Source organism: Agrobacterium tumefaciens (assembly GCA_025560025.1).
Taxonomy (GTDB): domain Bacteria; phylum Pseudomonadota; class Alphaproteobacteria; order Rhizobiales; family Rhizobiaceae; genus Agrobacterium.
Genome location: CP048486.1, coordinates 1,910,166 through 1,927,779, shown reverse-complemented (window position 1 = coordinate 1,927,779; position 17,614 = coordinate 1,910,166). Strand labels below are relative to the sequence as shown.

17 protein-coding genes are annotated in these 17,614 nt (G+C 60.5%); 4 read left to right on the top strand and 13 right to left on the bottom strand.

Translation table 11 applies throughout. From position 1 onward, the window contains the following. Positions 1 to 133: 133 nt before the first annotated feature. Positions 134 to 865, bottom strand: coding sequence for an SDR family oxidoreductase (locus FY152_22715; protein ID UXS34908.1), 732 nt, complete (start codon positions 863 to 865; stop codon positions 134 to 136). A gap of 199 nt (positions 866 to 1,064) precedes the next feature. Between FY152_22715 and FY152_22710 the strand changes: the two genes are divergently transcribed. Next, complete coding sequence (locus tag FY152_22710) at positions 1,065 to 1,838, top strand: IclR family transcriptional regulator (protein ID UXS34907.1); 774 nt, start codon at positions 1,065 to 1,067, stop codon at positions 1,836 to 1,838. Between the two features lie 105 nt (positions 1,839 to 1,943). Here FY152_22710 and tal read toward each other — a convergent pair whose 3' ends face one another. Further along, positions 1,944 to 2,909 (bottom strand): transaldolase, encoded by a 966-nt coding sequence (gene tal / locus FY152_22705; GenBank protein UXS34906.1) that lies wholly within the window; start codon positions 2,907 to 2,909, stop codon positions 1,944 to 1,946. Between the two features lie 207 nt (positions 2,910 to 3,116). Between tal and FY152_22700 the strand changes: the two genes are divergently transcribed. Then, a complete protein-coding gene (locus FY152_22700) occupies positions 3,117 to 4,103 on the top strand; it encodes a sugar-binding transcriptional regulator (GenBank protein UXS34905.1) in 987 nt (328 codons plus the stop codon). Between the two features lie 187 nt (positions 4,104 to 4,290). Here the strand turns inward: FY152_22700 and FY152_22695 are convergent, their stop codons facing one another. After that, positions 4,291 to 5,163 carry a methylated-DNA--[protein]-cysteine S-methyltransferase gene (locus FY152_22695; protein ID UXS34904.1) on the bottom strand — a complete coding sequence of 291 codons (873 nt, stop codon included), beginning with the start codon at positions 5,161 to 5,163 and terminating at the stop codon, positions 4,291 to 4,293. Positions 5,164 to 5,380: 217 nt separating this feature from the next. Then, on the bottom strand, positions 5,381 to 5,863 hold the full coding sequence (locus FY152_22690; protein ID UXS34903.1) for a DUF2244 domain-containing protein: 483 nt from the start codon (positions 5,861 to 5,863) through the stop codon (positions 5,381 to 5,383). Between the two features lie 37 nt (positions 5,864 to 5,900). Between FY152_22690 and nth the strand changes: the two genes are divergently transcribed. Next, complete coding sequence (gene nth / locus FY152_22685) at positions 5,901 to 6,683, top strand: endonuclease III (GenBank protein ID UXS34902.1); 783 nt, start codon at positions 5,901 to 5,903, stop codon at positions 6,681 to 6,683. On the opposite strand, the gene FY152_22680 is transcribed toward nth, so the two are convergent. Next, a complete protein-coding gene (locus tag FY152_22680; protein UXS34901.1) occupies positions 6,645 to 7,382 on the bottom strand; it encodes a sulfate transporter family protein in 738 nt (245 codons plus the stop codon). The genes nth and FY152_22680 overlap by 39 nt on opposite strands. Before the next feature lie 296 nt (positions 7,383 to 7,678). Here FY152_22680 and FY152_22675 point away from each other — a divergent pair, with 296 nt between their 5' ends. Continuing rightward, complete coding sequence (locus FY152_22675; protein UXS34900.1) at positions 7,679 to 8,509, top strand: MurR/RpiR family transcriptional regulator; 831 nt, start codon at positions 7,679 to 7,681, stop codon at positions 8,507 to 8,509. Between the two features lie 201 nt (positions 8,510 to 8,710). Here the strand turns inward: FY152_22675 and FY152_22670 are convergent, their stop codons facing one another. The 8 genes from FY152_22670 to FY152_22635 all read right to left on the bottom strand — a co-directional run bounded on the left by FY152_22670 (position 8,711) and on the right by FY152_22635 (position 17,591). Continuing rightward, positions 8,711 to 10,285 (bottom strand): FGGY-family carbohydrate kinase, encoded by a 1,575-nt coding sequence (locus FY152_22670; GenBank protein ID UXS34899.1) that lies wholly within the window; start codon positions 10,283 to 10,285, stop codon positions 8,711 to 8,713. Between the two features lie 60 nt (positions 10,286 to 10,345). After that, the gene (locus tag FY152_22665) at positions 10,346 to 11,065 is read right to left on the bottom strand and encodes an HAD family hydrolase (protein UXS34898.1); all 720 of its coding nucleotides are present in this window, start codon (positions 11,063 to 11,065) and stop codon (positions 10,346 to 10,348) included. Positions 11,066 to 11,071: 6 nt separating this feature from the next. Beyond that, positions 11,072 to 12,556 carry a mannitol dehydrogenase family protein gene (locus FY152_22660; protein ID UXS34897.1) on the bottom strand — a complete coding sequence of 495 codons (1,485 nt, stop codon included), beginning with the start codon at positions 12,554 to 12,556 and terminating at the stop codon, positions 11,072 to 11,074. A gap of 61 nt (positions 12,557 to 12,617) precedes the next feature. Then, positions 12,618 to 13,394, bottom strand: a complete 777-nt coding sequence (locus tag FY152_22655; GenBank protein UXS34896.1) for an L-iditol 2-dehydrogenase — start codon at positions 13,392 to 13,394, stop codon at positions 12,618 to 12,620. Further along, on the bottom strand, positions 13,391 to 14,389 hold the full coding sequence (locus FY152_22650) for an ABC transporter ATP-binding protein (GenBank protein ID UXS34895.1): 999 nt from the start codon (positions 14,387 to 14,389) through the stop codon (positions 13,391 to 13,393). The genes FY152_22655 and FY152_22650 overlap by 4 nt, the downstream gene beginning before the upstream one ends. A gap of 12 nt (positions 14,390 to 14,401) precedes the next feature. Beyond that, on the bottom strand, positions 14,402 to 15,226 hold the full coding sequence (locus FY152_22645; GenBank protein UXS34894.1) for a carbohydrate ABC transporter permease: 825 nt from the start codon (positions 15,224 to 15,226) through the stop codon (positions 14,402 to 14,404). Positions 15,227 to 15,238: 12 nt separating this feature from the next. Then, positions 15,239 to 16,111: a sugar ABC transporter permease gene (locus FY152_22640; protein ID UXS34893.1), complete on the bottom strand. Its 873-nt coding sequence runs from the start codon at positions 16,109 to 16,111 to the stop codon at positions 15,239 to 15,241. A gap of 166 nt (positions 16,112 to 16,277) precedes the next feature. Beyond that, entirely contained in the window at positions 16,278 to 17,591 is a 1,314-nt protein-coding gene (locus tag FY152_22635) for a sugar ABC transporter substrate-binding protein (protein ID UXS34892.1), read from the bottom strand. Positions 17,592 to 17,614 lie beyond the last annotated feature (23 nt).

Genomic DNA, 17,614 nt, shown 5'->3' with positions numbered 1-17,614 from the left:
TGACCCGAGGATCAACGGCCGGAGGTTTGTATCCTCGGGTCAAGCCCGAGGATGACGTGGAGTTTGTGGAGATGTTAAAACCTCAACCGGCGAATACACGCCGGCCCCGTCTTCTCTCTCCCGCAATAACCCCTCAGCCTGTCCAACCACCATCGATCACATGGATCTGGCCGGTTGTGAAGCCTGCCTCATCAGAAGCGAGATACGTCACGAGCGCCGCGATTTCTTCCGGCGTGGCGATGCGGCCCATGGGCTGCCGGGCGATGAAATCGGCAAGCGCCTGTTCGTAGTTGCCGGTGGCGCGCAGGCGATCATGCAGGGACGGGCTGTCGACCGTGCCGGGGCAGATGGCGTTACAGCGAATGCCCTTGGTGACGAAATCGGCGGCAATGGCCTTGGTCAGACCCACCACCGCCGCCTTGGAGGCGGTGTAGGCGAAACGGTTCGGCACGCCCTTCACGCTTGATGCAACCGAGGACATGTTGACGATCGCGCCCTTGCCCTTTTCCAGCATACCGGGCAGGAAGGCGCGGCAGGTGCGGTACATGGCCTTGGCGTTGAGATCGAAAGAGAAATCCCAGTCTTTTTCTTCGCAATCGAGAATGGTGCCGGAATGAACGAAACCGGCGCAGTTGAACAGCACATCGGCATGGCCGATATCGGTGGCGAAATCCTTGACGCCGTCGCCATCCAGCACGTTCAGAACCCGCGTTTCCGCCCCTTTCAGGGTGGAAAGCGCCTGTTCGTTGATATCGGTGGCAATGACGCGCGCACCGAGCGATATGAAGCGCTCCGCCGTCGCCCGGCCGATACCCTGGCCGGCGGCGGTGATTACCACTGTCCGGCCGTTAAAATCCTGCACCATGAATAGCCTCCCGCTATAGCGCGCCCGCCCATCGGGGTTCAGGTCGCTGAATTTCGATGATCTCAAATATGGATCGACAATTCATATGTAAACGCGGTATTCATATGGCGTCAAGCAAACTTGCGCGGATGTCGGCTATCGGGCAACCATATTTTCAGGCTGCCCATCCGGCGACCACGCAAAACACCATCGAGGCCAGATGACCGACGACGACAGCGAAAGATACCGCGCTCCCGCCCTCGACAAGGGTCTTGATATTCTCGAGCTTCTGGCCCGTACCGATGGCGGACTGACGCAGATCGAGATCGCCAAGTCGATCGGCAAAAGCCCGAACGAACTTTACCGCATGCTGGACAGGCTGGTGCGCCGCGGTTACGTGCGGCGGCTGGAGGGTGACCGGTTTTCGCTGACGCTGAAGATGTTCGGGCTGGCGCATTTCCACGCGCCGATCCGCCGCCTCGTCTCCTTTGCCGCCCCTGTCATGCGCGATTTTTCGGCCAGCGCCGCGCAGGCCTGCCATCTGGCCGTCTATGACCGCGGTGGCGTCGTCGTCATCGCCCAGCAGGAATCCTCAACCTATTGGGCCATGTCCCTGCGCGTGGGCGCACAGATGAGCCTGTTCCACACGGGTTCCGGCCATGTGCTTCTGGCCTTCCAGACCGATGCGCAACGCGAGATCATGGTCACCGAACAGGTGCGTGGCGGCGGCGAGACCGTGCCTCAGGGGCTGGCAGAACGACTGGCGCAGGTGCGCCGACAGGGTTTCGAATCCATGGACAGCCTTCAGACCGCCGGCGTGCGCAATATCTCCGCCCCGGTGCTGACGCTCGACGGCACCGCCCTTGCCGTCATTACCTGCCCCTATATTACCCCGCTTAACGGCAAGGCGCCGACGCGCGAGGCCTGCGAAGCGCTGATCCGCGATGCGGCACAGCGCATTTCCGCAGTGGCGACGGGAAACGGCAACGACTGAAACACACAAAAACGCGACCGGCAGGGATCCGATCGCGTTTTCGCATGACTGGAGATTTATGTGGTGTAAACGCAAGGGGAACCGGGATGGTTCCCCTTTCTTTTATCAGGCGGCCGCCAGCGTCAGTTCCTTGCGGACCATCTCGCGCAGCGTCACGAGATCCTTGGCGAACAGGCGGATGCCTTCCGAGAGCTTCTCGGTAGCCATCGCATCTTCGTTGAGCGCCCAGCGGAATGCCTTTTCGTCAAGCGACTGCAGCGGCTCGGCCTTGATATTGTCAGGCGAAAGCTTGCGCTCCAGCTTGCCGCTGTCCTTGTCCAGCTCTTCCAGCAGCGCCGGGCTGATCGTCAGGCGGTCGCAACCGGCCAGCGCTTCGATTTCGCCGACATTGCGGAAGGAGGCGCCCATGACGACGGTGCTGATGCCATTGGCCTTGTAATAATTGTAGATGCTGCGCACCGACACGACACCCGGATCGGTCTCGGCGGTGTAGCTCTCACCGGTGGACTTCTTGTACCAGTCGAGAATACGGCCGACGAAGGGCGAGATGAGGAAGACCTTGGCTTCGGCGCAGGCAATCGCCTGTGCCTGGGAGAAAAGCAGGGTCAGGTTGCAATCGATGCCTTCGGACTGGAGAATCTCGGCAGCCTTGATGCCTTCCCAGGTGGAAGCGAGCTTGATGAGGATGCGTTCACGCTCGATGCCGCGCTCCTTATAGGCGGCAATGATGTGGCGCGCCTTGGTGATGGAGGCTTCCGTATCGAAGGAAAGGTCGGCATCGACTTCGGTCGACACACGGCCCGGAACGAGGCCGGCGAGAGCCGCACCCACGGAAATGGCGAGACGATCAGCAACGGCAGCGACGACGGCGTCGGACTGGCCGCCCTGCTTCTTGCCCCAGGCGACGGCTTCCTTCACCGCATCGGCAAAGGCCGGGGTGCCGAGAGCTTTCAGAACGATGGTGGGGTTGGTGGTGCAATCCACCGGCTTCAGGCGCGCAACCGCCTCGATATCGCCGGTATCGGCAACGACCGTGGTGATGGCGCGAAGTTGTTCGAGTTTAGACGTCATACCGAATGATCCTTCATGATCTCTTCAAAACTTGCCAAGCCGTCTTTTCGTTCCCGCACCATGGGTGCGCCCAAGGCCGAAATCGCGGTTCTGTCCGGCTCCGACTATCGCAAGCGACAGGGCCAAAAGTCAAGACATTTGCGCATCGCAATTGACATAAGTTTCACGCCTGCGATACTCGGTCGCTAATAAAGAATGGCGGAAACCGTGGCGAAACTGAGAAGAGAAACCCATACGGCCTATTCGGAAGCGGCGTCTCTGCGGCTGCGCGCCGCATGGCTCTATTATAATCAGGGCATGACGCAGAAAGACGTCGCGGAAAAACTCGGCATCAGCCGCTCCACCGTCATCCGCCTGCTGGACGAGGCGATGAAGCGCTCCGAAGTGCAGATATGGATCAACGAAGGCATCGAGGATTTCGTCGAGCTGGCCGGCCGGCTGGAGGCGGCTTACGGGCTGGATGAGGCGGTGATCATCCCTTCCCCCGGCCCATCCCCGGATAAGGCGAACGCCGAAGGCACAGCAAAGGCGGTCGGGCTGGCGCTCGGGCAATTCCTCTCCGAAGCGGTGCCGAACGAGGCCACCATCGGCGTCGGCTGGGGCCGCACCATGACCGCCTCGCTTTCCAGCTTCCGCCCGCCGCGCCGGGAAAATTGCAAGGTCGTCTCGCTGCTCGGCGGCATCGTCGCCGTGCACCAAACCAACCCGCTCGATTACACCTGGCGGCTGGCGAGCGCGCTTGGGGCCGAATGTTACATGTTCCTCGCGCCCCTCCTGGTGGATTCGGTTGAGACAAAACGGGCGCTGATCGAAAAATGCGGGCTTGCGACGCTTTACGATCTCGCCGAAACGCTCGATCTCGCCATCGTCTCCTGCGGCGATATCGGGCCGCATTCGACCTCGCTATCAGAAGGCTTCATTTCGAAAGCGACGCTGCAGGAACTCATCGATGCCGGCTGTGTCTGTGACACCATGTTCAACTTCATCGATGCCGAAGGCCGCTCGGTCGATCACCCCATCAACCAGCGCGCCATGGCAATCGATCTCGATACGCTGCGCAAGGCAAAACACATCGTGCTGGCCTCCGGCGGCGCCCACCGCGCCATCGCCATCCGGGCCACGATCAAGCGGATCGGCTGCAATACGCTGATAACAGACGAGGCGGCGGCGCGGGCGTTGATGGAACTGGTTTAGGCCTCGTCGGGCCATTCGCGAGCAATGTTCGCCCCCGTCATCCTCGCCCTTGAGGCGAGGATCCACAAGCGGCTTGGTCGTGGATCCTCGGGTCAAGCCCGAGGATGACGTCGCGTATGAAGAGCCCACGCAATATGCACCTAGATCAAAGGGATCTAAGTCAGATCGGAAAAGATAATCAATCCAATCACACCTTCCCCGTTTCCCAGCCAAGCATCGCGCGCTTGCGGGTTAGCCCCCAGTGATACCCCGTCAGAGCCCCACTTTTACCGACGGCGCGATGGCAGGGAACGACGAAGGACACCGGATTAGCGCCGACCGCCGCACCAACCGCACGGGACGCGGTGGGCTGGCCGATATCGCAGGCGATGTGTGAATAGGTAACCGCGCGGCCCATCGGGATTTTCAGGAGGCTTTCCCAGACCCGCACCTGAAAATCCGTGCCAAGCAGCACGACGCGCAGCGGCCTGTCCGCCGACCACATGGACGGATCGAAGATGCGGGCGGCATAGGGTGCCGTCGCTTCGCGATCCTCGACATAGTCCGCGTTCGGCCAGCGGCCGCCCATGTCCTCGAAACAGGCCCTTTCCTCACCCGGATCGGCAAAGGCGCAGCCGGCAAGGCCACGATCGGTCACCATGACCAGCGCAAGCCCGAAGGGCGAGGTGTGGAAACCGTAGCGGATCGTCAACCCGCCACCCTTGGCCTTCCATTCGCCGGGCGACATGGCCTCATGGGTGACGAACAGATCGTGCAGACGTCCAGGCCCCGACATGCCGACCTCGATCGAGGTTTCCAGCAGCGGCAAATCCTCTTCGCGCAACAGCCTCTTGGCATGATCGAGCGTTACGGCCTGCAGGAATGCCTTGGGTGAAAGGCCGGCCCAGCGGGTGAAGGTCTTCTGCAATTGCGTCGGCGACTGGCCGAGCTCTGCGGCAATGGCTTCGAGGGAGGGCTGCTCGCGATAATCCAGCGTCAAAAGCTCGATAACCCCGCGCACCGTGTCGTAATCCGTTCCGATGGGGGTGATGTCTTCGTTCAGCGTAATATTGGCGTTCATCGCAAATCTCCTAACGGGTAAGAGAAAACCATTAAAGCGACTTCGTCTCCACCCGTTTCTTGCGCGGTGCTCCGTTTCTACCGTCATACCGGCCTCGAGCCGGTATCCAGCCAGCCCAAGGACTTGGGCTGTAAGGAGTCTTTCCCGCCGCGCGGACGCGCGTCGGCTGGATTCCGGCTCAGGGCCGGAATGACGGGTAGTGAGCGGGATTATCGGCTCACATCCGCCGCCGCACAGTCGCCAGCGCGCCGCCGAAAGCCTTGGCGAAACTTTCCCGGTCATCCGGATTTAGAAACGACCCGATGTCGGTCGCCCGGCCTTCACCCGTCACATGCATGGAGACAATGCCGATCTCGTCATGCCGCCTCACCCTGAAGCGCGCCCAGAAGGGATTGAAGCGATGTTCTACCATCCGCCCGGCGGGAGAGAATTTGCGGATCGACAGGCTTGTGCGCGAGACGCTAACCTCTTCCCGCGCCTTCGCCGCCCGGTAATTGGCGCGGAAGGCGGCATAAAGCAGCAGAAAATCCAGCCCGAAGAACAGGCCGACCGGCCATGCCCCGGTGGCGAGGAAGAAGCCGCCATAGACAAGGCAGGCCAGGCCGGAGAGAAGCAGGAGCAGCCGGAAACCCCTTCTGCCAAGCGAACGGTGCGGAACGAGTTCCGCCGCGAAAATCGGCTGGTCGTTGAGCGTATCCACGTTGCTTTCCTCAAGGCGGGCTGGCTATAGATAGTCCATGACAGTCGCCAAAAAACGATCCAGCACCCAAACATTGAAAAAGTCAAATCCGGCATCCGCGCGCAAGCCTGCGCGGGTGAAAACGGCCTATTCCAAGGATGAGCTCACCGAAATCTTCCGACGTTTTTCCATTCAGCGGCCGGAGCCGAAAGGCGAGCTGGAACACACCAATCCCTTCACCCTGCTGGTGGCCGTGGCGCTTTCCGCACAGGCGACCGATGTGGGCGTGAACCGGGCGACCCGGGCGCTGTTCAAGGTGGCCGATACGCCGGAAAAGATGCTGGCGCTCGGCGAGGAAGAACTGATCGGCCATATCAAGACCATCGGCCTTTACCGCAACAAGGCGAAAAACGTCATCGCCCTGTCGCAGATGCTGATCGACAATTTCGGCGGCGAGGTGCCGAAAACCCGCGAGGAGCTGGTGACGCTGCCGGGTGTCGGCCGCAAGACGGCCAATGTGGTGATGTCCATGGCCTTCGGCGTGCCCACGCTTGCGGTGGATACACATGTGTTCCGCATCGCCAACCGGCTCTGTCTTGCGCCGGGCAAAACCCCTGACGAGGTTGAAGACCGGCTGATCCGCATCATTCCCGAACAATATCTGTTCCATGCCCATCACTGGCTGATCCTGCACGGACGTTATTGCTGCAAGGCGCGCAAACCGGAATGCGAACGCTGCGTGATTGCCGATATCTGCAAATCGCCGGAAAAGACCTTCGATATTCCAGCGCCTCTGGTGGAATTACCCGCGCAGCTGTTCGGTGTGGCCGGCGGCGAATGAGGGATCGCGCCGGCTGACGGCCTTGTGCAAATGCACCATCATCGAGGCGGCAAACAGCGGCGTCAACAGGTTGAGGAACGGCACCGCCAGGAAGGCCGCAATTACCAGCCCTGCCATGAAGACGGTGGTGCGGTGTTTTGAACGGAACAACCTCGCTTCGGCGGGCGAGCGGAAACGCATCGCCGCGAACTCAAAGAATTCCCGGCCGAGCAGATAGCCGTTCACCAGAAAAAACGCGATAAGATTGATACCCGGCACCAGAAGCAGCAACAGCGCGACAAGGTTGCCGGCAATGATGACGCCGAAGAACTTGATGGACGATAGCACAGCCTCACCCACCGGCATCGCCTTGCCCGGTGGGTCGTTCGGGTAGTTCTTTTTCTCAACCACGTCGGCGACATCGTCGAGAAACAGGCCGGCAATGACGGCGGTGACCGGCGAAATGAGCAGCGCCAGCGCCAGGGCAAGTCCGATGCCGGCGAAAATGGCGAAAACGAAGGTCAGCCAGCCCGCCCAGTCCGGCACGCCGGGGATCAGCGTATCCACCCACGGCAGGGCGAAATAGATGAAGATCGACCGAATGGCGAACCACAGCGCCGCCAGCACGAGAAGCGTCAGCCCCAGAACCTTCCAGAAAACCGACCGGGTTTCGGCGGCAAAGAGATTTTGAAACGCCAGCCTTGCCGCATCGAATATCATTCGGAACTCCCTTGCCGCTTCCTGCGTTGAAACTTTCTGACCCAGCGAGAGATAGGAGCTTGCCGTCGGCTGTACAAGAACCACAGCAAGCCGCCAACTGCCTGGAATTAAACCGCAGATGGAATTTCCCTTGAATAAAAGATATCTCTAAAATATAATAAAATACCTATTATAATTCGCATTCCGGTCCGGTGGAGGACATGGCCGGAAAAGCTTCCCCCACCGTCAAAACGCGGTTCGCACGCTGTTTGGCGCGCGCGCATGCATCATCGTTCAATAATCATAAGAATGAGGCGTTGGTGGAAAAGCTGCTGTTGAACCTCACGCGTGCCATGAAGGCTGGCACACCCTCCGAGCGCAAGATCGCCAAATATCTGATCGAGCATCTGGACGAGTTGCCATTCGAAACGGCGCAGACGCTGGCTGCGAAGCTCGGCCTCAGCCCGATGACGGTCGGCCGCTTCCTGCGCTCGCTTGGATACCGGCAATTCAGCGATATCCGCGCGGATCTGCGCCATGCGGAAGAAATGGGGGGTGAGGAGCAAACCGCATCCATGGCAGGTGGAGAACAGTCCAATCCGTTTTCCCAGCTTCTGTCACAACAGATCCAGGCCATCCAGACCGCTTTCGACATGACCTCCCAGCCGATCTGGCGTCTGGCAATGAACGAGATCGCCTCCACCCCCGATATTTTTCTGGCCACATCCCCTGAAAGCATGGGCACCGGCCGCCACTTCCACGGACGGTTGCTGGAATACCGCAGGCAGGTCCATTATCTCGGCAGCGATAGCGCCGCTTATGTCGCGCTATGGGATTTTGACCCGGCAAAAGCCCTTCTCATCCTCATGGATTGCGGCGGCAGCCTGTCGCCGCTGCAGAGCCTGTCTTCGACGGCGCGCAAGAGCGGTTACAGAACCCTGCTCATCACCACCCGGTTTTATGAATGGGGACCTGAAAGCGCGGATATCTGTCTTGCCATGCCGCACGCCCAGAATGGCGGCCAGGGCTTGCTGCAACTGGTCGCGCTGATGGAATTCACCCTTTGCAGTCTGATTGCGGGCGCGGACGAGACGCGCAGGACGCGGATGAAAAACCTCACAGGCCTGAAGCGCTCGCTCGGCATCTGATCTGCGCCCTGCGGGCATATGACCGAGCGGGTGCCGCATATTTCTTCTCCCCGGCGGGGAGAAGTCCGCGGCAGCGAGATGAGGGGGCGACGGTCGAGATATTCGGAGAGCTTACCCCCTCATCCGACCCTTCGGGCCACCTTCTCCCCGGCGGGGAGAAGAAATATGCGGCGACGCCATCGCCAAACATTTTGCAAAAAATCAGAGGCTTTCCAGCTCCTGGCGATGGCGGTGCATGGCGAGAAACCGGCGATAATCGCGCTCATAGCGGGGCGCAAGCGCCGTATTTGCGGAAATTTCCGCATTGCCCGGATACATGGCGGCGCCAGCCGCCGCAAGCCCCGCATGAACGCCCCCGGCAGCCGCCGCCGTCATCGCCGTGCCGAGAAGAACGGCATCGGCGGTCGCGGGAACCACGATGCGCTTGCCCGTCACATCGGCATAAAGCTCCATCAGGAGCTGGTTTTTCACGTGCCCGCCGGTGACATGCAGGCTTTCGACCGCATAACCGAAACGCTCCATGGCATCGAGCACATGGCGCGCGCCGAGCGCGATCGCCACGGCGGTACGCCAATAAAGACGGCAGAGACTGTCGAAAGATGTATCCAGCGTCAGCCCGCTGATAACGCCGACCGCATGCGGATCGGCAAGCGGCGAGCGGTTGCCATGGAAATCCGGCAGCACATGCAACCGATCGGCAAAGGCCTCGCCTTCAAGCGCGCGCAACTCCGTTACCCGCGCAACGATGCGGGCATGCAGCGCCGTATCCGGCTCACCGCCGGCAGCATGCATGCGCACGATATGATCGAGCAGCGCGCCGGTGGCCGATTGCCCACCCTCCACCAGCCAGTGGCCGGGCAGGATCGCCTGCCAATAGGGACCCCAGAGACTGTGACCGGGCATCTGCCGTTCAGACATGGCGACAAGGCAACTGGATGTTCCGGCAATCAGCGCCACATGCCGGCCCACATCCGCCGAAAGGCAACCGCCAAGCGCGCCGAGAGCACCGGCATAGGCATCGATCATGCCAGCCGCCACCTGGCAGCCGGTGTCCAGACCAAGATCTGCGGCGGCCTGCGGCGACAGCGAACCGATGCTCTCCCCCGGCATCACCGTGGTCTCGGGAAGCCCGGCCCGTTCTTTCAGGTCACCAAGCCCGGCCAGTCCGAGATAATCCGCCTGCCAGCCGGGATTTTCCTGCGCCAGGAAATTCCACTTCGCCGTCTGCGTGCAATTTGAACGCTTCGCGGAACCGGTCGCCTTCCATGTCAGGAAATCCGCCAGATCGAAGGCGAAGGACATGCGGGACCAGCTTGCCGGCATATGCGTCTTCAACCACATCAGCTTCGGCATCTGCATTTCCGGCGACATGCTTCTGCCGGCAAAATCCAGCACGCGGTGGCCGGACGCCGTCAGCCGGTCGGCCTCGTCGATTGCCCGGTGGTCGAGCCAGACGATCGTATCGAACCGATCTTTGCCGGTTACCGAAACCGAAACCGGTTCTCCGCTTTCATCGCGGATAACGAGCGAGCAGGTGGCGTCGAAACCGATTGCCGCTATGCTTTGCGGCGACACACCCGCATCGGCAAGCGCTGCCCTCACCGCAATGCAGACCGCGTTCCATATGTCGGTGGAATCATGTTCGGCGTGGTTTTCCTGCGGCCTCTGCATCAGGATGGGATGGGTGGAGCGGGCCAGAAGCCTGCCGGCCGGATCGAAAATCCCGGCGCGCGCGCTCGCCGTACCGACATCGACAGCCACGAGATTCTGACGCATCAAGACTTCAATTCCATCCCTTGCGCAACGACGTCCGGGCGGCGGCAGGCAAGGTTTGCTTCAGCCTGCGTCACGTGCCACCCAGCTGTCAAAACCGCCCTTCCCCACATAACCGTCGACAAGTTGGACCAAATCCGACATGGCGTCAAACGTGGCATCGGCCCCGAGACCCGCGATCTTTTCCCGGAATGCGGGAAACCGCGCATGCGAGCCGCCGGTAAAGGCAAAAACCGCCATGCCGGCCGCCTTCGCCGCCGCAATGCCAGCCGGGCTGTCCTCGATCACGATGCAGTGACGCGGATCAGCGCCCATCTCACGCGCTGCATGCAGGAAAAGATCGGGCGCCGGTTTGCCATTCTTCACCATGGTGGCGCTGAAGACATGCGGCTCGAATTTGTCGATCAGGCCGGTCAGCCCCAGCGAATAACGGATGCGCTCCGGCTGGCTGGAAGAAGCAACGCAACGCTTCAGGGCCACAAGCCTGTCCAGCGTTTCGGCAATGCCGTCAATGGGCCTGAGTTCGGTGCGGAAACGCTCGAACAATGTTGCGCGCATATGGTCGAGAAAATCGATATCGGTCTCGACACCGTAATCCTCAAACAGCGTCGCCGTCATGCTGGCGACGCTGCGGCCGAGGAAGCGCTCATAGGCTTCCTCCTCTCCCATCGTCACACCGAGATGGGAGAGCATGTCGAGAAGCACTGAAATCGAGACCGGCTCGCTGTCGACGAGAACGCCGTCGCAGTCGAAAATCAAAAGGGGTCCGGTCCGGTCTTTCATCTCACGTCACTTTTCAGCCAGCTTGTCATCCAGATAAAGCTGCAAGGTCTTCGCCGTGCCTTCTTGCCACAGCGTTTTCAATGCATGGGCGAAGCGTTTACGGAAAAGCGCCGATTCGGCAACCTCCCCGAAAATATCGCCCAGCGCGAGGAAGGCCATAGCATCGTCCTTGGCCTTGATGGCCGCCGCCTGAAGCCGCTCGGCGCTCGCATCGTTGAAGGCGATTTCCTTGCCGCTGTCGGAGGTGCCCTGGAAATAACGGCACCAGAGCGCCGAGACCAGCGACAGGCCGACAATATCTTCGCCGCGCGCCAGACGGTCGGCGGTGGATGGAAGAATGAACTTCGGCTGGCGGTTGGAGCCATCCTGCGCCAGACGCGGAATGGTGTCGCCGATTTTCGGATTGAGGAAACGCCGTTCGATCAGCCCGAAATAATCGGCAAGATTCGTGTCGGGAACCGGCGGAATGACCGGGATGATCTCTTCATTTTCAAGCTTTGCCAGAAACGCCCGGATCAGCGGGTGTTCCATGGCCTCATGCACGAAATGAATATCGAGCAGCGCCGCCGGATAGGCAATTGCCGCGTGGCCGCCATTGAGGATGCGGATTTTCATGTGCTCATAGGGTGCGACATCCTTGATGAACTGCACGCCGGCCTTTTCCAGCGCCGGGCGGCCGGCGGGGAAATTATCCTCCATCACCCATTGCTTGAACTCCTCGCAGAAGACCGGCCAATTGTCCTCGATGCCGAAATCGTCGCGGGCGATATTGCGTTCGCGCTCGCCGGTAGCAGGCGTGATGCGGTCGACCATGGAATTGGGGAAAGCGACGTTTTCGCCGATCCAGTTGGCGAAAGCCGGATCGGACAGAGCCGCGAGCCCGACCACGGCATTTTTGGTGACCTTGCCATTATGCGGAATGTTATCGCAGGACATGACGGTGAAGGGTTGCAGCCCTTTGTCCCGCCGTGCCTTCAGCCCGGCGACGATGAGGCCGAATACGGTTTTCGGCGAAGCCGGGTTCTTGCCATCCTCGGCAATGGCCGGATGCTGCGGGTTGAAAGAACCGGAAGCATCGATGAAATAACCGCCCTCGGTAATCGTCATGGAGACGATGCGGATTTTCGGGTCTGCCAGCGTATCGATGATGGCCTTGCTGTCACCAACCGGCAATATGTCGATCATCGGCCCGGTGACGCGCGCGCCGGTGCGGTTATTGTCCTGCTCCACCACCGTCGTCAGGAAATCCTGCGCAGCGAGTTTCTCGCGCATCACCGCATCGGAGGGCAGAACGCCCGCGCCGATGATGGCGAAGTCATGGTCCGCACCCGTGTTGAAGAGGTCATCCAGATAAACCGCCTGATGGGCGCGATGGAAATTGCCGACGCCGAAATGCACGATGCCGGCGGAAAGATCGGTCCGGGAATAGGCCGGAACCGCCGCGGTTTTTCTGGCGTCGTCAAGCGTTGCGAGGGAGAGTTTGCATGTCATGTCACGATCCTCGAAGGGGAAACGTTGTTCGTGCCAAGGCCGGGCGACAGCCGCCCGATACTCAGCTCATCCAGTTGCCGCCATCGACATTATAGGTCTGGGCGACGATGTATTGTGCCTCATCGGAGGCAAGGAAGATCGCCATGCCGGTCAGGTCTTCGGCACGGCCCATGCGGCCGAAGGGTACGGCCTCGCCGACCAGCCGCTTCTTTTCACCGGCGGGGCGGTTTTCATATTTCGCAAACAGCGCATCCACGCCGTCCCAGTGCTCGCCATCGACCACGCCCGGCGCAATCGCATTGACGTTGATGCCGTGCCGGATGAGATCGAGCCCCGCCGATTGGGTGAGGCTGATGACGGCGGCCTTGGTGGCGCAATAAACCGCCACCAAGGCCTCGCCGCGCCGGCCCGCCTGGCTTGCCATGTTGATGATCTTGCCGCCTTTTCCCCGAGCAATCATTGTTTTTGCGGCGGCCTGCATCATGAACAGCGTGCCGGACACGTTGATCGAAAACAGTCTTTCGTAGCTCTCGCGTTTGATCTCGACAATCGGTGCCAGATCGAACAGCGCGGCATTGTTGATGAGGATATCGAGCCCACCCGTCTGGCCTTCCACGGTGCGAATGGCGGTGTCGATGGAATGCTGTTTGGTGACGTCAAGTTCGACGGCATAGGCGTTCTCGCCGATCTCGCGGGCGGTCTTGCTGGCGCGTTCGAAATCGATATCGGCAATGGCGACGGTTGCCCCCTCACGTATATAGGCTTCGGCAAAAGCACGACCGATGCCGCGCGCCGAACCTGTTATCAGCGCGGATTTGCCTTCCAGTCTTCCCGTCATATCGCCTTGCCCTTTTCATCAAACCTGTGGATCTTGGTCTCGTCCGGGGTGATGAAGACGGTATCGCCATGCCTGCATTCGAACTCGCCGTCCGTGCGGGCAGTGATCGGGCCGATGCCTGACACCTCGAGATGCAGGAAGGTATCCGATCCGAGATGTTCGGCGACGGTGACCTTGCCCTGCCACAGCCCCGTTTCCTTCGACAGCACCAGATGCTCCGGCCGCACGCCGGCGGTGGTGGCGTTCTTGCTGCGGGCAAAGTCGCCGGTGATGAGGTTCATGCGTGGCGAGCCGATAAAGCCGGCGACGAAGAGGTTGGCGGGGGAGCGGTAAAGCTCCATCGGTGAGCCGACCTGCTCGATATTGCCGCGGTTGAGGACGACGATCTTGTCAGCCATGGTCATGGCTTCCACCTGGTCGTGGGTGACGTAGATCATCGTCGTCTTCAGCGTGTTGTGCAGCTCGGAGATTTCCAGCCGCATGGTGCCGCGCAGCGCCGCATCGAGGTTGGAAAGCGGCTCGTCGAACAGGAAGGCTTTCGGTTCGCGCACGATGGCGCGGCCGATGGCGACGCGCTGGCGCTGGCCGCCCGACAGCTGCGAGGGCCGGCGTTCGAGATAATCGGTGAGGTTCAGCACCCGGGCGGCATCTTCGACCTTTTTATCGATCACCGCCTTGTCGAGCTTGGCCATCTTCAGCGGGAAGGCGATGTTGTTCCTGACACTCATATGCGGATAAAGCGCATAGGACTGGAACACCATGGCAAGGCCACGCTCGGCCGGGGCCTTTTCGGTGACATCCTTGCCGTCGATGGCGATCTTGCCGCCGGAGACGTCTTCCAGCCCGGCGATGAGGCGCAAAAGCGTGGACTTGCCGCAGCCCGACGGGCCGACGAAGACGACGAATTCACCGTCGTTGATATCAAGATCGATCGACGGGATGACTTTCGCCTCACCGAAGAGCTTGGACACGTTCTGAAGGGAAATGCTGCCCATGTTTGTCGTTCCTTATTTCACGGCGCCGAAGGTCAGGCCACGCACGAGTTGTTTCTGCGAGAACCAGCCGATGACGAGAATGGGGGCGATCGCCATCATCGAGGCGGCCGAGAGTTTTGCCCAGAACAGCCCCTGCGGCGAGGAGAAGGAGGCGATGAAGGCCGTCAGCGGGGCCGCATTGGTGGTCGTCAGCCGGATGGTCCAGAAGGCTTCGTTCCAGGCGAGAATGACGTTGAGGAGCAGCGTCGAGGCAATGCCCGGCACCGCCATCGGCGTCAGCACATGCACGATCTCGTTCCACAGCGATGCGCCATCCATGCGGGCGGCTTCCAGAATCTCGCCGGGGATTTCCCGGAAGTAGGTGTAGAGCATCCAGATGACGATCGGCAGGTTGATGAAGGTGAGCATGATGGTCAGCCCGATGCGGGTATCGAGCAGGCCGGCATTGCGGAAGATCAGATAGATCGGCACCAGCACGGCGACGGCCGGCATCATCTTGGTGGAGAGCATCCACATCAAAATGTCCTTGGTGCGTTTGGTCGGCGAGAACGCCATGGCCCAGGCGGCGGGAATGGCGATGATCAACGCAATGATCGTCGAGCCGAGCGACAGCACCACCGAGTTCATGAACGGCTTGAAGTAATCGCGCTGGGTCTGCACCGTCACGTAATTCTCAAGCGTGCCCGAGGGAATGAGGCTGAAGCCGGCGATTGCCTCCGGCTCGGTCTTGATCGAGGTGAGGAAGGCATAGAGGATCGGGAAGAACAGCAGCAGCGCCACGGCCCAGGCCGCGATGGAGAAGCCGATCTTCGCACGTGTGGTTGTCTTGCGGGCCATGATGTTTCCCCTTTACCGGTCGAGGTTCTTGCCGACGGCGCGCATCAGGAAGATGGCGACGATATTGGCGAGGATGACGGCGATGATGCCGCCGGCCGAAGCGCCGCCGACGTCGTAACCGAGAAGCGCGGTGCGATAGATGAGGAAGGCGAGGTTGGTGGAGGCATAACCCGGTCCGCCATTGGTGGTGACGAGGATTTCCGCGTAAACGCCGAGCAGGAAGATCGTCTGGATGAGAATGACGACGGTGATGGCGCGCGACAGATGCGGCAGCGTCAGATAGATGAAGCGGTTGACGAAGTTGGCGCCATCCATCTCGGCGGCTTCCTTCTGCTCGCCATCGAGCGACTGCAGGGCGGTCAAGAGGATCAGCGTCGCAAAGGGCAGCCATTGCCAGGCGACGATGATGATGATGGAGAGCAGCGGAAACTGCGCAAACCAGTCGACCGGCTGCAGGCCGAAGAAGCGGGAGAGATCGGCAAGCACGCCGTAACCGGGATGCATGATCATGTTCTTCCACACCAATGCGGCCACCGGCGGCATGACGAAGAAGGGCGAGATGATCATGATGCGGACGATGCCCTGGCCGAAAATGTCATTGTCGAGCAAGAGCGCAATGGCGATACCGCCGATGACGGTGATCGCAAGCACGCCGCCGACGATCAAAAGCGTGTTCCAGATCGACTGGAAGAAGGCCGGGTCGGTGTAGAAATACTGGTAATTGAACAGGCCCGCAAAGCTGACATTGGCCGGGTTGAGGAGATTGTAGTTCTGGAACGAGAACCACAGCGTCATCGCCAGAGGCACGATCATCCACACCAGCAATAACAGTACCGATGGCGCAAGCATGACCCGCGCCAGACCGCTCGTGTTTCGAGTTGCCATTACACTAACCTCCCCTTGGGCCTGCGCGCCATGACATGCGCCCGGCATATCCGGAAGAACCGGCTCATTCTTGTTTTGATTTGAAAGGCATTAAAGCCGCATCGCGGCTTCCGGCCCGGAGAGTTCGCTGCCCGGCATTGGCGCCGGACAGCGATCTTCGGGAGGATTACTTGATGTAACCGGCGCGGGTCATTTCACGCGTTGCTGTCGACTGGGCGCCCGCAAGCGCATCGTCAACGCTCGACTGACCGGCAACAACCGCCGAGAACAGCTGACCGACCGTGGTGCCGAGCGCCTGGAACTCAGGGATCGCCACGAACTGGCCACCCGTGTAAGGCACGGGCTTTACGGTCGGCTTGGTGATATCGGCGGCATCCATGGCGGCAAGCGTCGGCTTGGCGAAGGCGGCGGCCTTTTCATAATCGGCGTTCTTGTAAAGCGAGGTGCGGGTGCCCGGAGGCACGTTTGCCCAGCCTTCCTTGGAAGCGACGAGCGTGGTGTAATCCTTGCTGGTTGCCCAGGAGATGAACTTTTCAGCCGCATCGGCCTTCTTCGAGCTCTTCGGGATCGCAAGGTTCCACGACCACAGCCAGTTGCCATGGTTCTTCAGCTCGCCATGCGTCGGGAACAGCGCATAACCAACCTTGTCGGCAACGGTCGAATCCTTCGGGTTTGATACGAAGGAGGCAGCCACCGTGGCGTCGATCCACATGCCGCATTTGCCCTGCTGGAACAGCGTCAGGTTTTCGTTGAAGCCGTTGGAGGACGCGCCCGACGGACCGGCATCCTTCATCAGGTCGACGTAAAACTGCAGCGAGCTCTTCCATTCCGGCTGATCGAACTGCGGCTTCCAGTTCTCATCGAACCAGCGGCCACCGAAGGAATTGGTGAGCGCGCTGATGAAGGCCATGTTTTCGCCCCAGCCGGCCTTGCCACGCAGGCAGATGCCGTTGATATCGGCCTTGCGGTCGGTAATCTTGCGGGCGGCGTCGCCGATGAATTCCCAGGTCGGATTTTCAGGCATCTTCAGGCCGGCTTTTTCAAACAGGTCCTTGCGATACATGATCATGGCGGATTCGCCGTAGAAGGGTGCCGCATAAAGCTTGCCTTCGGCGGAGAGACCACCACGGATCGCCGGCAGGATGTCATCCACGTCGTATTTGTCGCCAAGCTTTTCGAGCGGCAGCAGCCAGCCCTGCTTGGCCCAGATCGGCACTTCGTAGTTGCCGATGGTCATGATGTCGTATTGGCCGCCATTGGTGGCGATATCGGTCGTCACACGCTCGCGCAGTACGTTTTCTTCAAGCGTGACCCATTCGACCTTGATGTCGGGGTTCTTTGCCGTGAAGTCGGAGGTCAGCCCCTGCATGCGGATCATGTCGCCGTTGTTCACGGTGGCGATGGTCAGCGTCTCAGCGGAAGCAAGGGTCGAAAAGGCGAGGGCCGAGCATGCGCCCAGCAAAATGGTCTTCAGTGTCATATCTTCCTCCCAGAAGAAAAATG